This is a genomic window from Microcoleus sp. S13_C3 (assembly GCF_036700905.1).
Taxonomy (GTDB): Bacteria; Cyanobacteriota; Cyanobacteriia; order Cyanobacteriales; family Microcoleaceae; genus Microcoleus.
This window is the reverse complement of the sequence record NZ_JAUBPT010000186.1, coordinates 1-14,958: the sequence shown is the minus strand read 5'-3', so window position 1 is coordinate 14,958 and position 14,958 is coordinate 1. Positions and strand designations below refer to the sequence as shown.

Below are 14,958 nucleotides of genomic sequence, written 5' to 3'. Positions count from 1 at the left end.
ACAACAAACTACATTGAAATTTAGTCGGATTTAACTGTAGCATATTTTGGGTTCCAGTTAAGATGCGTTTACCCTGGGAGAGCTTTAGCTTGCTTTAGTAAGTCTTCTTTCCAAAAAACAGATTCATAAATCATACTAAATCTAAAAATTACTCAACTGCAACAATTAAAGCTTTTGCCCGTTCGATCCACACAGCAATGGCTGACGATATACGAAAATTCAACCAAATTGTCATGCGGCTAAAACGGGACGATCGAGTTTGCGGACTGCATACAGAAGCGCAGCTTTGAGATCGTCAAGTTCCAAGTCGGGCAATTCTGCGATAATTTGCTCAAAACTCAAACCCGCAGCTAGCAATTCTAGGATATCGATGACTCGAATCCGCATTCCCCGGATGCAGGGACGACCGCCACATTGTCTTGGGTTCACTGTGATTCTGTCAAACAGATAAGCAACGGATGCTGGCATTGTTTGAAACCTTTGTCTCTACCTTACCTCATTTCTCGCCCGAAATTCACACCGCGAGCGAATTGTGCGATCGCTATGCTGTAATAGAGATCAGTCCATTCAAACTTCCATAGTTTATGACCGCAGCAGTATCTATTGACATTGGTACGCTCATTACACGCACTCCCGGACTGCATGGTGGATGTCCCCACATCCTCGGTAAAGGCGTTACCGTTCGCCGCATCGTAACCTGGTACAAGCGAGGATTGAATGCTGAAGAGATTTGCGATCGCATCGGACATCTCACCCTCGCCGAAGTCTACGCTGCATTAACTTACTATCATGCCAACACCGCAGAAATTGAAACTGATTTGATTAATCAAGCAGCAGAAGCCAAGCGTCTTGAAGCTTTGCACAGCAACTTTGGTAAAGAAGCGTGAGTGAGATAATAGGTGCAGAAACATCATGCTTTGTAAACATCTTTCCGATGTTTGCATTGTAATAGGAGAATGATTAGTTCTTCATCGCCGATTTCATAACGAACGCGATAATCACCGATCCGAATACGGTACTCATTGTCAGCACCTTTGAGCTTTACCACCCCATCTGGGCGCGGGTTTTCGGCAAGTTGCAAAATCTTGACAGCGATACGATCGTAGACATCATTGGGCAGGGCATCTAGCTGCTTTTGTACAGCTTTAGGGGTAAGGATAGTGTAAGTCATGTCGATTTATTTGCCCGTTGTGCCATATATCGATCGAAAGTTGTGTAATCTCCAGCTTTGTAATCAGCACGGGCAGCTTCAATTTCGGCAATGTCTTCTGGAGAATCGTCCTCATTCGGGAATAATTCAGCTTCCAAAAATTCCCATATCTTGTATCTTTCAGCAATTCCCAGTGACGAAATAGCTTCCAGTAGTGATTGAAATGAGATGTCTACTTTCACAGTATTCTCAGCCATCAGAACTTTCCTCCACTTTAAATTTTACAATATACCCAGAGCCCCGACTTCTTCAAGAAGCCGGGGCTCTAAAAGCAGACTACATCACAACTGCACTAATCAAAGTTTGCACATTTTGTACAACAGCAGTAGTAAAGTTATGAGTCACAGGCAAACTGTCAACCACTATTCCGGCGCACAATAGCATCAGGTACAGAATAGAGTATTTAAAGAGCGATCGCGCAACAATCTTATCCTCTGGAGTCTGCAACAGCAACCAAGCTTTTTGGACAAAAATAGCACCGAGGAAAATAGCTGTTCCTGCATACACCGCGCCCGCTAAATGCAGGGGATAAACTAGCAGGAAAGTTGCCGGAATCATCAATAGCGTGTAAATCCAAATTTGGCGGGCTGTCTCTTCGTCGCCCTCAATTACAGGTAACATCGGGACGCCTACTTCCTTGTATTCGTCGCGAATCATCATTGCTAATGCCCAAAAATGCGGCGGTGTCCACAGGAAGATAATCCCAAACAGCAGCCACGCACCCCAACTCAAATCTCCCGTCACCGCAGCCCACCCAACTAGCGGGGGAATCGCCCCTGCTGCACCGCCGATGACGATGTTTTGCACGCTGTGGCGCTTCAGCCAGTGGGTGTAAATTAGGACATAGAAAAGGATGCCTGACATTGCTAGCAATGCCGCTAATAAGTTGGCAACAACTGTCAGCAATGTAAAGGATATTGTAGCTAGGGCGATCGCAAATATCAAAGCATCCCGCTTCTTGACACGCCCGGAAGGAATCGGCCGCCACCGGGTGCGCTCCATAATATAATCGATGTCACTGTCGTAGACACAATTAATCGTATTCGCCGACGCAGAAGCTAAAGCGCCTCCAGTAATAGTTGACACCAGCAATAGCGGATCGACTTCTCCTTTGGCTGCCATCCACATTCCTGCTGATGTGGTGATTAGCAGCAGTAAAATAATTCTGGGTTTTGTTAGTTGATAGTAACTTTTCACGACTTGCGAAAAGTTTTCGTGGAGGCGGGGGCTGTCGTTGGTAAGGATTTCTTGCATCGGTTATTAGTTGTTAGTTTTCAGTTGTCAGTTAGTTGTCATTGGTTCGTAGGGGCGGGTTTTACGAGAGATATCTGCCGTAGCTAAAAGGATTAATAAACCCGCCCCCACCGACGAGAGATAAATCAGCCCTCTCTTACTCAAGGAATAGATAAATCTGCGTTTTAGAGAGTGTCCGGTTGATTGGTGCTTGTATGGGCGGGGCGGGTTTATCAAACTGTTGGCTTTTATCGAGAATCATGGTGAACCCGCCCCTACAAGACCTTGGATTATAATAATAACGATGCTACCGGACATGATATTACTCTCAAGCTGATAAAACTCGATCGCGCCAAGCTAAAACGCTAAAAGCTACCAGGGTTCCCAGCAAAGCAGCACCGACTGCTTGGTGGGCGACTGTCAGCGGTTCTACCTGAAGGTGCAGCCGGAAAGTTGCTAATCCCAGAACTAATTGAGCAATTAGGCAAACACTCGCCCAATTAGCCAGTTTTCGCAAATGTGGACTCAGTGCAGGCTGCCGCCAAGCCATGACTGCTACGGCTAAAGTCGCTGCTGTAGCTGGTACGATACCAGCGATGTGGCTGTTCATTACCGAGCACAATTCTGAGGAACTCAAACATTGGTGCAGTGCCCATCTAGAGCCTACTAATGCTCCTAGCAAACTTTGCAGGTAAACTAACAATGCTGCGATCGAACTTACCCAAGCTAATTTGCCGACATTTCCTGTAGCTTCGTAGGGAGTCAGCATGAAACCGATGACTAGCAGGGCGCCAAAAAATAGTAAAGCTGTTCCCAAGTGAGCGGTAACGATGTCAAATCTCAGCAGTTGTGTTACTGTCAAGCCGCCCAATACGCCTTGAAAAACGATTAAAAATAGTGCTCCGGCGCTCGCCCAAGGCAGCCATTTTGGCAGGCGGCTGCGGTAAAACAAAGATAGTCCTAAAAGTGCGATCGCGCTCAAGCCAATTGCCGCAGCGTCCAACCGGTGAAACCACTCGAGAAATACCTGCAAATTCATTTGCGCTGCGGGTATTAATTGACCGTAGCACAGCGGCCAGTCGGGGCAAGCGAGCCCCGCATTCATCACTCGCGTGGCGCTGCCTACAGCCATTAACAGCCAGGTTGCGATCGCAATTTTCCACACTAAGCCGCGGATAATATCTTGTGGCTGCCACTGCACTCCTGCTGCGTTTGGCTGATTTAAAACTGAGTTTGCCATGAACTTTACCTTAGCCTTTGTTATCGATCGAACTTAATGAAATAGCGAGCTTTTACTTTTGCTGAGCTTAGCCGAGCTTAACACTCTTTTTCTGTGACAAACCGTCATATATACTACCTTAGCGACATCGCAATCCAATTAGTTTGTCTTTAGATATTTTTCAACTTTCCTCTTTACATTACAAAGTATTGCAGCTATTTTTATAAATTTCAACAAACTTTAATTATTTTACCGAACCCTTTGCTGTTACAGCCTCCCTCCCAGTCCCACTCGCAGAGAAAAATAAAGATATGATTAAGAAAAGCTTTTTTTCTAATGTTTATGATATAGACAAAACTTTAACGTAAAAATTTGTAACTAAATACAGGACTGAAGAGTTACCCCCTAGGTGTTTTTCAAGGTAGTTCTCAGGTTTACTCACCTCAGATTGTATAATGTTGGTTTACTCTCTGTGACTCAAGTGACAGATCAACCTGTGAATTAAATCTCTTTCTGAGAGGGCTAGTAATTCCTGTTGGCGATCGCTTATTAAATCTAGAGCATGAGCCACCCGCCATCCCAACTCACGGGCTTCTGTCAGGGACGCAATATGCTCTGCATAAAAGTGAGGATACTCCACATGGATGGAATTGGTAAGTTTGATTGCTGCATAGTCTGCAAAAAGACGCTTCAACTCCTCAATGGATTCTAAATCGGCAGGCACAAAAGTTGGATTATAAGGTTCAACCTCTGCCCAAAAAACCTCATTGCGTTTAAAGAGGCGCTTCAACTCAACCAACCGGATTGCTACTACACCCATTGCTTGATAGTGGCCCTCCCTATATGTGTCCAGATATGTGTATTGAACCAGTGTCCCAATTCTAGGAACGTCTAACGATAAAACTGTAACCACCTGCCCGTTGCTTAGCTCAAACGGTTTTAATCCAGTGAGATATAATCGGTGTTCGCTGTAGGGGAAAATCACCTCATGCCACTGTAATACAGGGTACTCAGACCATTGCAACGGTGTGTTTTGCATCGATAACTCTTCGCCTTCAGAAAATACCACATCTTCGGAATTTGAACACAGTGGATATATATCTGGAAGCGTTGTTGGAGGCGTAATCGAATCTAGATCTGCCACAGACTGAAAGTGAACAACATAGGCAGCTAAAGCCGACTCGGTTGAATAATTGTTCTCGTCCAGCGCACCTGGTTCGTCGTACCAAGCGATAGCATGAACCGTCACTCGATAATTGCCATTGGGTAACTCAATCCATCCATAACCCTCCGCATCGCATGGCTCAATTTCGTCACACTCTTCTGCTGGCAACACATAACCCCCATCCAGATAGAGAGATTGATGTTTTACCTGCAACCGAAAATCGGCCCAACAGACTGCGTAGGTAAGTTCTCCTTCCGTCAATCCGACGTTAGTGAACCTAACTGTAGAATTACCATCCCCCCCTGTGTGGACGGCAACAAGTGTTCCAGCCGCAAATTCTTTAAAAATGGCAAAGTCATAGGTCCACCAACTAGGAGGATCTGCCCGACGATGTGCCAGATCGTGCGGATGAAAGAGAAACCAAGCTGCCACATCAGTTCCAACGCTCAGCGTTTTATCTAATTCACCAGTTATCATTTCTTGCCTGCTTAACTAAATTTGGAATGGAGGAAGTGGCCCTCTTGCAGGGTAGGGTTCACTAATCTTTGAAGCGGTAACTTATAAAAATTCCTGCACTTTTCTGGTGGAACCACCTTGAAAGCATTCAGACTAAAGAGTGCGATCGCTATTTTTACTATGCCAATGTTACTGAATTATATCATGTCCGGGCGATCGCATATAATAAGGAAGTAGTGACTACTGGATTTTAGGCTTGCATGATGCCTCTGCTCCGAGATCGTCAATTGATAGATCCCATCCCTCTATCTGACGCACCCTACATCAATTCGGGAGCGCCAAGTTAAAATCACTTCTTCTCCTTGGTCAATGTTTTTTACTCGCTCCTAATAACTAATGACTAATGACTTCGTTATTTCAAATATCTAAAAATGTAAAATTATGTCACAAAAAAATGAAACGGCTGTTCTCATCTTATCACTCCTAATTACGATCGGGCTAGCCGGTGCAGGTATTTGGTGGCTGACAAGCCGAGGCAGCATCAATTTGGGAGGTTCATCACTCCCAAATCAGACAATTCCCAAGTCTCCGACGGGAAATGCCGAGCAGTCAGACCAGGCAATTGGGCAGCGTCTGAGTGCCGGACAAAAACTGTTAATTCCAGAGCAAGCAACAACAACCAAACAAGCAGGAGTACAGGCGATCGCATCTGGCAACTATAACGCAGCTATTTCCGACTTACAAGCTTCGCTCAACAGCAATCGCAACGATCCAGAAGCACTAATTTACCTCAACAACGCCCGCATCGGCGATCGAAAATCCTACACAATTGCCACCGCAGTTCCCATTGGCGGCGATATCAATGCTGCTCTAGAAATTCTGCGGGGGGTAGCTCAAGCTCAAAATGAAATCAACCAAAGCGGCGGCATTAGCGGTACTCCCTTAAAAGTGCTAATTGCTAACGATGACAACAACCCAGCAATTGCTGCCCAAATTGCCACTGCTTTAGCAAATAACTCGGAAATTTTAGGAGTAATCGGGCATTTTGGTTCAGATACAACCTTAGCAGCCAGCAAGATTTACCAGCAAAAACAATTAGTAGCAATTTCTCCGACAAGTACGTCGGTGCAGCTTTCAGGAGTTGGCAACAATATATTTCGGACAGTGCCGAGCGATCGGTTTGCGGCTAATGCTCTTTCCCGCTATATGCTGGGAAAATTGCAAAAGCAAAAAGCTGCTGTATTTTTCAATTCTGCCAGCAGTTACAGCAAATCTTTAAAAGATGAATTCACGACGGCTATTTACGGAGATGGAGGACAAATAGTAGGTGAATTTGACTTTGCTAAGGGCAATTTTAATGCTGCCGATAGCGTTAAAAGTGCGATCGCCCAAGGAGCAGAAGTGATTATGTTAGCATCCAATTCAGCCACGATCGACCAAGCTTTGCAAGTAGTGCAAGTAAACGCCAAACGGCTGCCATTACTAGCAGGAGACGGTGCTTATACTGCTAAAACACTGCAAATCGGTGGCGCAGCAGCAACAGATATGGTGCTGGCTGTTCCTTGGCACATTCTCGCCGATCCGCAGTCCAACTTTCCCCAAACATCCAAACAACTTTGGAATGCTGAAGTAAGTTGGCGCACAGCTTTAGCCTACGATGCGGCGATCGCGTTAATTGTTGGTTTAGGGCGCAATCCGACTCGTACAGGCATTCAACAAGCTTTATCGGCGTCAGATTTTTCGGCAAAAGGAGCATCGGGCCCGATTCGGTTTTTACCTTCGGGCGATCGCAATCGAGCAGTTCAATTAGTAACTGTTAAACCCGGAAATCGCACGAGTTACGGTTACGAATTTGTGCCGATTAATTAAAAAGCAAGTTCTGGTCATTTGTCTATGTATAGCCGAAGGAAGAAGGAAAAAGGAAGAAGGAAGAAGGAAGAAGGAAGAAGCAATAAAATCAATCGTGTCAGCCATTAACAACGTCCTAACCGTCTTGGCGGTTGCTATAAAATCTACCATTTTTCCTTGGCGGAGGCAGCTTGATGGGATTGTTTGTTGTCGGGATAAATGTTTGGTGAAACCCGGCCGGGAGGGAAACTCGATCTACAGTTGCGAAACTCCGATCGGCCTAACTGACCTATTCCTCTCAAAAACAGCCCTCGGTTTCAAAGCAATTCTCAACAACAGCCACAGCGATCGCCATTCTCCGGGAGTTTCCTGCCGCTGCCACTGGCCGGGCCGACAGTACAGCATTTCGATCAAACAGCGGTGCTGGCTAATGTTCAGGCGATCGAACGCAATTCGCACAGTGGGAAATTCCGCAAAACTGCACTCTTTTCCATCCCGAAAACTCGACTCCAACTGAGATTTATCGCTCACCAACTCAATCTTAGCCACAGGAATAAAACAGTTCTCTTCCATAATTTCCAGAGTCGCCGAATCGCAATCAATCAAACCTTTCGCCAAACGACGCTCAGTGCCCAACTCAACAACAGACGGCCCTAGCGATCTCCTGGCTTTGACTGCCGCACTGCGAGAGAGCGCTTTTATTTTACCCTGCGATAAGCTTGTCGGAACGGCATATTTTGGCCAAATCTCTGCTGGGGTCAAACTCTCTTTACTACCCTTACCTTTCACCGCAAAACTTGGCCACTGCGTCAGAGCAACTTCAGCGCCACTTTCCGAAATTACAGTGGTTATACCCCAAAAACTTTGACCGCCAATATTTAATTGTACAACCCTGCGTAAATTGAACCATTCGTAAATGTCCGGCTTAGGAATATCCACCAAAATCAGTAATGCAATCCCGATCATCAGCAGGTTGTAAGCACTCCAAATCCATCCCAAACTCATTCCTTTTGAGAAATGTGCACTTTCTGATATTGACTGTAAGTTGCCAACATTTTTCACTAAATTAATGTTTAAATTGTGCCAAACACTGACTGCTGTAGCTGCGAACAAGACAATCAAAGGCCATCCCAAATTCCAGTTAAAACGAAAGCGATCGCTCGCCATTCCTTTTGGCGTCACCTGAAACCCTTTCCCAAACGGTTTCAGCATCGAACTCACCACCGTCACCGCTAAAGGAATACACTGCACGAACGAATAAATATCCGAAAGCAAAGCCGAGCCCGATCTGCGGTTCAGCCAAGAAAACACAGTCAGTTGCACCAAATAGTAAGGCAGGAAAAAGTACAGCAATTCCGGCGCACTTGCCCGCCAAGGAATTATGCCGAGAAATGAATAAGCTAAAGGTATTAACAGATATAAAACCTTGGTTAAACTGGTAAACCAGTGCAGCAATCCTTCCAAATGAGATAGCCTTTGTACGAATGTGAGACCGCGAATTGTTAAAGGATTGGAATCAATAAAAAATGCCTGAAGCGTGCCTCGCGCCCAGCGTAGCCTTTGATTTAGATGAGCCTCTATATTTTCAGCCGCCAAACCCGCACTCAATTTTTCATCTAAATAAACTAAGCGATATCCAGTTGCTGACAGCCGAATTCCGGTAAAATAATCTTCGCAGATTGAATCTGTGACCAAGCCTCCCGCTGTTTCTAAAGCACTCCGCCTAACTACAAAAGATGTACCGCAACAAACCACGCTGTCGGCGCTGTCTTTGATGATTTCAATTTGCCTGTAAAAGATTTCTTCTTCGGGCGCGATCACATTTTCTAAACCTAAATTACGGGAGATGGGGTCGTGGTTGTAAAAGCTTTGGGGTGTTTGAACGAGGGCGATTTCGGGATTTTGAAAAAATCCTACTGTGCGAGTTAAAAAGTTTTTAGTGGGAATAAAATCGGCATCGAAAACTACAATTAGTTCTCCATTAGTTAGGGCTGTGGCATGATTGATGTTTCCAGCTTTGGCGTGAAGATTATCGGGTCTGGTTATATACTCGCATCCCAGTTCTTTGGCCAGCAACTTGATTTCATGCCGCTTGGTATCGTCGAGCAAATATACTTTTTTGTTGGGATAATCTAAAGCTTGACAGCCGATTACAGTGCGCCGTAAAATAAAAGCCGGTTCGTTGTAAGTTGGGATTAAAATATCTACGGGCGGGGTAAAGTTTCCCGCTTCAACTGCAACTGCCATGCGATCGGCTTCTCGACGCCGGTCTTTCATTCTCAGCATTAAATACAGTTGAATACTGGTGTTGAAAACCAGTAGCATTTCTAGGAAAAACAGCCCTAAACTAAAGATACCGTTGAGGGGATCGGTTAAATTTAGAGTAGCGAGCGATCGCCATAAAACGTAGCGAATGGTTAAAGCTAGAATTATTGCAACTACCACAGCACGCGACCATTTCTGCGGTTGAGGCGAAATTTTAATGGCAGCTAAAGCCGCCGAAACCAGCACAAAAGTCGGCACTAACAAATACATCTTGCTCGTAGCAGGCACTTGCAGCCACACAGGCGGGTTTTGCTGCCCAATGTTGATTGTGGCAAAAATACCGCTGACTGTACCTTCACCGGCAAACCAGGCCCCGGCGATCGCACCTGCGAAAGCAACCGCACCCAACACGACTAGCGTTGCCGCCGGCACCCGCGAAATCCGCCCAAAGCGGCGTTTCAAGTCTTGAAAATCAAATCTTGAAGTTGTCATAAAATAATTTTAAAGTCCCGATCGTGCATGCCACAGTAAGGGTTTCTTGCTGTCCACTTTTTACTTCAGTTGAAAATTCCGACACACCCCAATTACTCTATTTACATTTTTTAACATTCTGACCCTTGTATGATAATTCATCTTGCTTGCTGTTGGCAAACTGCTAAGCGAGTCCAAACCTGGCCAAATATAGCAGAAGGAAGAAGGCTTTAGTTACCGAGGAGAGAATTCATATAAATTGCGGTAACACTCTTTATGATGGGGAGTGGGGAGTGGGGAGTGGGAAGTGGGGGAATGTGGAATTGCGCGACCTTGACTTTATCATTCCCACCCAACCGGAAAAGATATCAGAAGCAATCTTCGGCAAGGATTTCAGCAATGTCCGTAACACGCTTTCCGGCCTGTTCCATAATAAAAAATATTTCTTGGGGGCCGTTTCTGCGACGCCGCCCATAAAAATCTTACTAAAAATTCTGCCACATCTCAGTCATAAACGTCGGGCGCGCTTGCTATAGTTCAAAAAAAATTACAGCAGTTCTCAATCTTGGTGAGGTATGCCCACGGAGGCCTATGCCCGCTTATCAAGCGTGCACCTCATGTTACAGAGAAAGGCTATATCTTGTCTACAAATCAAATAGGATTGCTATATCAAACTATAGCAATCCCTAGGATTTAACAATTAGACGAATTTGACATCTAACTAAAGGTAGATTAATTTTATATTAATTTAAAAAAATTACCGCGAGCGCAGCACAAAAACAAAGCCATCAAAAAACTAATCAGCAATTTCTAATTGCGAGATTGCATAGCGGGCGACAGCCAAACTAACTCTGGCTTGTTCTATTTCCGACAATTGGGCCCAAGGTCTTTTAGTAGCCATCACTAATTCTCCCCCTTCCGAATCAACATCTCGCATGGCATAAGCCAAAGGACGTGCCAACACCTGCAAATCTTCCTCAGCCCACTGAGGCAAAATATCTAAGACGCACTCTACCATTTGGTCAGCTAAAGATTGACACTTAACAGTTGCGTTTTGCACGCTTTGAGCGATGCTGGCCAGAAAATCTTGAGGAACGCGAGCAAATTTCTCGCGCAAAGACTTTTGCAAAGCAGTCGTCAGCCAAACTTGTTCTAATTGCGAGAATAAAACTTGGGACTTCAGCGCAATATCGCTGTCGCTGAATGAATCAGATAGCGCAAATTCCTGCTCTAGGGCAGTTAAATAAGATTCGGATTCAAGCTGTGCAGGATTCCAGGGGTAAGCAACATCAGTCTGAACAATTGTGGCGAGAAGTTCCATCTGGGCCTGAGTTTGAGAATCGCGAAAATATTCAGAATCAGCAGATTGGGTAGCCATGATGTAATACCTAAGTGGGAGAAGGAAAAGACAGAAGGGGGGACTGTGCCAAGAGCTCGTTGCGAGCTATCAGTGGTGAGTAACTCTTTTAAATTCAGACTGGACACTCAACGCCCAGAACTTTGCTGTGCCAGTAGCCGCTTGTCTTCATTAGCTACACCCGCACCTTAATTCGTTCCGCAATCCGTCTCACTGTACCCCGAAGTTTTAGGAACCTCAATAGTGAACTCAAAAATCTGACCTTGAGAACTGCCAAATTTTAGCTGAGTCCCGCTGCGTAGCAACAATTCTTGGTGGTGAACTCTCTGCCATCCCTCAGATCCCAAAACTAGAGTCCCGTAGCGAGAAAAATCGCGCAGGAAGTAGCTAGGTTCTTCGCGGCTATCTCCGATAGTGTTTCGGCAGAAAATCTCGGCGTGTTTTTGAGAAACCCACTGTTCTCGAATCACTACGTCGTTTTCTTCCCAGCGTCCGACTCGAACCATACCCGCGCGAATCGGCCAAACCTGATTGCTCGATTCGGTGGATTTGGCATTTGGTCGATCGCGCCCCCGCAAATAAGCACAAGACGGCAACCGTCCCAGCCAAGTAGAAGAATTTAAAGGCAATTCAGTTTTCAGGTCATCTACCGGCTCAGTTAGCTGACCGTCAAACTCAGGGTGCATATACAGCACAGGCAGCGTCCAAGCCGGTTGATTGAACTTGTAGAGCGTCAATAACTGCTGTCTGGCGACGGCCACTGCCCGATCGATCGACATCCGACCGGCCAAAGCTTGAGCAAAACTTTGGATAAAACTCAGGGCCTCGCGATCGGCGATCGAGTCCCGCATCCCCAACACCGCAGGCACCCCGTGATGGATCAGTACCTCAGCCAAACTGCTGCGGGCGATCGCCTGTTGCTGGCCGTTAGTTGAGTGCAGCCTCTCCACCGCCGGCTGAGCTCCCCAGCAGGCATTAAACACCGCCAAAGTCACGCGGCACCGAACTAATACCTGAGCTAGTTCAGTGCCATTAATCACCGTTTCCGGCCCCAAAAACAGCAAACCGCCGTCGGGGCCCGGTATCCCGTGGCCGGCGTAGAACAGAATGTTGTAAGCTTGCGTTTCCAGCCGAGAAATTAGTTCCGCCGCAGTAGGTTCGATCAGAGTATCGACGCGAGTCGATACTCTGATGTCAGAATATTTGCCACTGTCGTCGGTTTGAAAAGCGCTTTCGAGAACGCCAGCTAGGGCGAGTGCTTCTGCTTCCAACTGCAAATGACGGTTATTGCTGCTGGAAAATTGAGAATTAGCACCGCGGCCGGGTTCTGCTTGTCCCAAAACTAGCAAAATGTTGAGCGACTCCGCAGGATGCAGGGGTGGCAAAGGTTCAACATTGCTGGTAGTGCGGCTGAAAAGCAGTTGCTGCGACAGAGAAATTGCCGGTTGACCGGCTTGAGGCTGCATAATTTCCCAAGGTAAAGCAATTAAATACGGTTCGCGCAAGTCTACGCGCACTCGCAGGGGTAGATTTTGCCCGATCGCGATACCTTTACTTTCCTGGAGACTACCCTGAATCGGGCCTTCAAACAGCCACTGCCAAAGATTAATCCCCAAATGCTGCATCAGGCGGCTGCTGTAGCTTGCCGGTGGCCGAGGCGGATGCTGATCCCCTTTGTCGCCCCACCCTTGTTGACAGAGGTGGAGCGGCACAGAGGGCGTCCCTGGAGCGAGGTCTAGCGACTGAGGACTTCGTGGTTCAGTTTCTGCCAGTATATTCTGGTTGTTTTCCGGCGAGACGAAACTGCCATCAGGATTTAGGGGCAATTCGTGAATTGTCCCGGAGGGCGAAAACATTTCCTGCCAAGCTTTCCAAGATTGGGAGAGGGTATCGGGCCACATACAGTCGTGGTGAACGTACCCGCTGGGATAAGGAGCTTGTAGAACCCAAGTGGCAAAATGGTTTGCCCCAGCGGTTCTCAGGCGAGCGATCGCTATACTGAGGCAAGGACTTTCAGGGCGCGCCATTCACAAAAAAGCTCGGTAAGTGGGAAGCTCAGAGACTTTAGTCCTGAGAGGAAAACGACCCGGCGATTTCAATCGCTTTGAATCCCCTTGCGGGGTAGAGGGGTATGGTTGCCCCTCTGGTGAGGTATGGTTGCCTCGATCTCCCTTGCGGGGTAATGTTAGCTTGTCGGTCAATGTTATAGAGGCTTGTTAGGCTGGCAGCACTGCCGAGCGTGACTTTAAGGCTGTTTAACTACTAGCGACAGAGCAAGGGACTAGCTTCGCATCAAGCGGGTGTCGTGACCTAAATAACGTAGCCAGTTAAGGCGATAGCTGGTCAGTACAGCTTGCTCGATCGCTCTTACAAGCGAGCGTGGCTTTAGCCCGCTCGTTACTGACAACTACCGACTCTGGATATAGGGTGGGATTGAGTTTCTCTATTTGTAGTTTATCGGGTTTGGGGTGCGATCGAGTGCGAGAGATTGCTTTGGGAGTTTGTACTTTTACTTAGTGCCCAAAAATTTCTCTATACTCGGTAAATCTACCCAAGTCCCCGTAGCATTCGACTCCTGGGTCAAATCCATCAACAACTGCGAGTAAACCCCTTCTCTGAGGGACGGTATCAAGGATTTACCGGCATCTATTGCTTCAACCCACCTATCTACTACTCGAATAAACGGTGCAATTCTCCCGTCTGGATAAACTTTAGGAAACTCCAATCTTTGAGGAATTTTGATTTCAGCTAAAGGTTCTCCACCTTGGGAACCCCACAAGCGAAATCCGTGGACGTAATCTTGCTGGTTGTCGCTGCCCAACACCAACGTACCCTTACTCCCGTATATTTCCACCCAGTGTCCCCGCCCTTGATAAGTAACAGAACTCAAACAAACTTGACAAGGCGTTCCCCCGGCTAATTCCAACATCAACGTGCAAGAATCATCTGCATCAACTAATTTTAAATTTCCCGAATCATTCGGATCGGGGCGCGCCGAAATTCCTGTAATTAATTGCCCCGAAAGCCTCTGTGGCGGGCCGAACAGCCAGCTAATATAATCAAAAACGTGAGAACCCGTCGCGCCCAAAACTCCGCCGCCTCGCTCTTTTTGCGCGTACCAATTCCAAGGGCGACTCGCATCAGCGCGGCTCGACACCAGCCAATCAATCTTAATTAAACGCTTTTCTCCCACATATTCTGCTGCCAATAATTCCGCTAGCATTTGCCATGCGGGGATGAATCGAAACTCAAAGTCCATTGTGGCAATTGCTCTGGAACCACCATTTTTTAAATCGGTTTGAGATTCGTTGTTTGCCAATCGGTAAAGTTCCCTGGCTTCATTTGCTGTCAGGGCTGTGGGTTTTTCTAATAATAAATGCTTGCCTGCTTCCAAGACGGTTTTTGCCATTTCAAAATGCAAAAAGGGCGGTGTGGAAATGCTGACTCCCGCTACTTCTGGGATGGCTACTATATCGGCGATCGAGTCGCAAGCGTAGGGGATATTGTGGGTAGATGCGAGATCCTTTGCTTTGTCTAAATTCCGGTGGTAAACAGCCACAACCTCTGTCCGGTGATGGGCCTGGAATCCGGGAAGGTGTACTTTTTGACCAAAACCGGTACCGACTACTGCAACGCCAATTTTTGACATAATTTAATAATTGTTGACTGTTGACTGTTGACTGTTGACTGTTGACTGTTGACTGTTGACTGTTGACTGTTGACTGTTGACTGTT

General features: G+C 46.6%; 13 protein-coding genes. 3 read left to right on the top strand and 10 right to left on the bottom strand.

The features are described 5' to 3' along the window. Nucleotides 1-231: 231 nt before the first annotated feature. On the bottom strand, nucleotides 232-468 hold the full coding sequence (locus QUA16_RS31830) for a DUF433 domain-containing protein (RefSeq protein ID WP_333108318.1): 237 nt from the start codon (nucleotides 466-468) through the stop codon (nucleotides 232-234). A gap of 116 nt (nucleotides 469-584) precedes the next feature. Between QUA16_RS31830 and QUA16_RS31825 the strand changes: the two genes are divergently transcribed. Beyond that, on the top strand, nucleotides 585-887 hold the full coding sequence (locus tag QUA16_RS31825) for a DUF433 domain-containing protein (RefSeq protein ID WP_333108317.1): 303 nt from the start codon (nucleotides 585-587) through the stop codon (nucleotides 885-887). Nucleotides 888-910: 23 nt separating this feature from the next. On the opposite strand, the gene QUA16_RS31820 is transcribed toward QUA16_RS31825, so the two are convergent. The 5 genes from QUA16_RS31820 to QUA16_RS31800 form a co-directional block, all read right to left on the bottom strand. Continuing rightward, the gene (locus QUA16_RS31820; RefSeq protein ID WP_333056712.1) at nucleotides 911-1,171 is read right to left on the bottom strand and encodes a type II toxin-antitoxin system RelE/ParE family toxin; all 261 of its coding nucleotides are present in this window, start codon (nucleotides 1,169-1,171) and stop codon (nucleotides 911-913) included. After that, entirely contained in the window at nucleotides 1,168-1,407 is a 240-nt protein-coding gene (locus QUA16_RS31815) for a hypothetical protein (protein ID WP_332979695.1), read from the bottom strand. Before QUA16_RS31815 ends, QUA16_RS31820 begins: the two co-directional genes overlap by 4 nt. Before the next feature lie 79 nt (nucleotides 1,408-1,486). Then, nucleotides 1,487-2,464, bottom strand: a complete 978-nt coding sequence (locus QUA16_RS31810) for a heme o synthase (protein WP_333108316.1) — start codon at nucleotides 2,462-2,464, stop codon at nucleotides 1,487-1,489. Nucleotides 2,465-2,771: 307 nt separating this feature from the next. Beyond that, complete coding sequence (locus QUA16_RS31805) at nucleotides 2,772-3,683, bottom strand: heme A synthase (RefSeq protein ID WP_333108315.1); 912 nt, start codon at nucleotides 3,681-3,683, stop codon at nucleotides 2,772-2,774. 442 nt (nucleotides 3,684-4,125) lie between these two features. Continuing rightward, a complete protein-coding gene (locus tag QUA16_RS31800) occupies nucleotides 4,126-5,304 on the bottom strand; it encodes a DUF6386 family protein (protein WP_333108314.1) in 1,179 nt (392 codons plus the stop codon). A gap of 420 nt (nucleotides 5,305-5,724) precedes the next feature. Between QUA16_RS31800 and QUA16_RS31795 the strand changes: the two genes are divergently transcribed. Then, on the top strand, nucleotides 5,725-7,152 hold the full coding sequence (locus tag QUA16_RS31795; RefSeq protein ID WP_333108313.1) for an ABC transporter substrate-binding protein: 1,428 nt from the start codon (nucleotides 5,725-5,727) through the stop codon (nucleotides 7,150-7,152). Nucleotides 7,153-7,386: 234 nt separating this feature from the next. On the opposite strand, the gene QUA16_RS31790 is transcribed toward QUA16_RS31795, so the two are convergent. Then, nucleotides 7,387-9,888 (bottom strand): glycosyltransferase, encoded by a 2,502-nt coding sequence (locus tag QUA16_RS31790; protein WP_333108312.1) that lies wholly within the window; start codon nucleotides 9,886-9,888, stop codon nucleotides 7,387-7,389. Nucleotides 9,889-10,184: 296 nt separating this feature from the next. Between QUA16_RS31790 and QUA16_RS31785 the strand changes: the two genes are divergently transcribed. Beyond that, the gene (locus tag QUA16_RS31785; RefSeq protein WP_333108311.1) at nucleotides 10,185-10,403 is read left to right on the top strand and encodes a hypothetical protein; all 219 of its coding nucleotides are present in this window, start codon (nucleotides 10,185-10,187) and stop codon (nucleotides 10,401-10,403) included. Between the two features lie 260 nt (nucleotides 10,404-10,663). On the opposite strand, the gene QUA16_RS31780 is transcribed toward QUA16_RS31785, so the two are convergent. The 3 genes from QUA16_RS31780 to QUA16_RS31770 all read right to left on the bottom strand — a co-directional run bounded on the left by QUA16_RS31780 (nucleotide 10,664) and on the right by QUA16_RS31770 (nucleotide 14,873). Then, nucleotides 10,664-11,245, bottom strand: coding sequence for a hypothetical protein (locus tag QUA16_RS31780; RefSeq protein ID WP_333108310.1), 582 nt, complete (start codon nucleotides 11,243-11,245; stop codon nucleotides 10,664-10,666). A 167-nt stretch (nucleotides 11,246-11,412) separates the two neighbouring features. After that, nucleotides 11,413-13,251, bottom strand: a complete 1,839-nt coding sequence (locus tag QUA16_RS31775; RefSeq protein ID WP_333108309.1) for a CHAT domain-containing protein — start codon at nucleotides 13,249-13,251, stop codon at nucleotides 11,413-11,415. 482 nt (nucleotides 13,252-13,733) lie between these two features. Next, complete coding sequence (locus QUA16_RS31770) at nucleotides 13,734-14,873, bottom strand: Gfo/Idh/MocA family oxidoreductase (RefSeq protein ID WP_333108308.1); 1,140 nt, start codon at nucleotides 14,871-14,873, stop codon at nucleotides 13,734-13,736. Nucleotides 14,874-14,958: the final 85 nt, after the last annotated feature.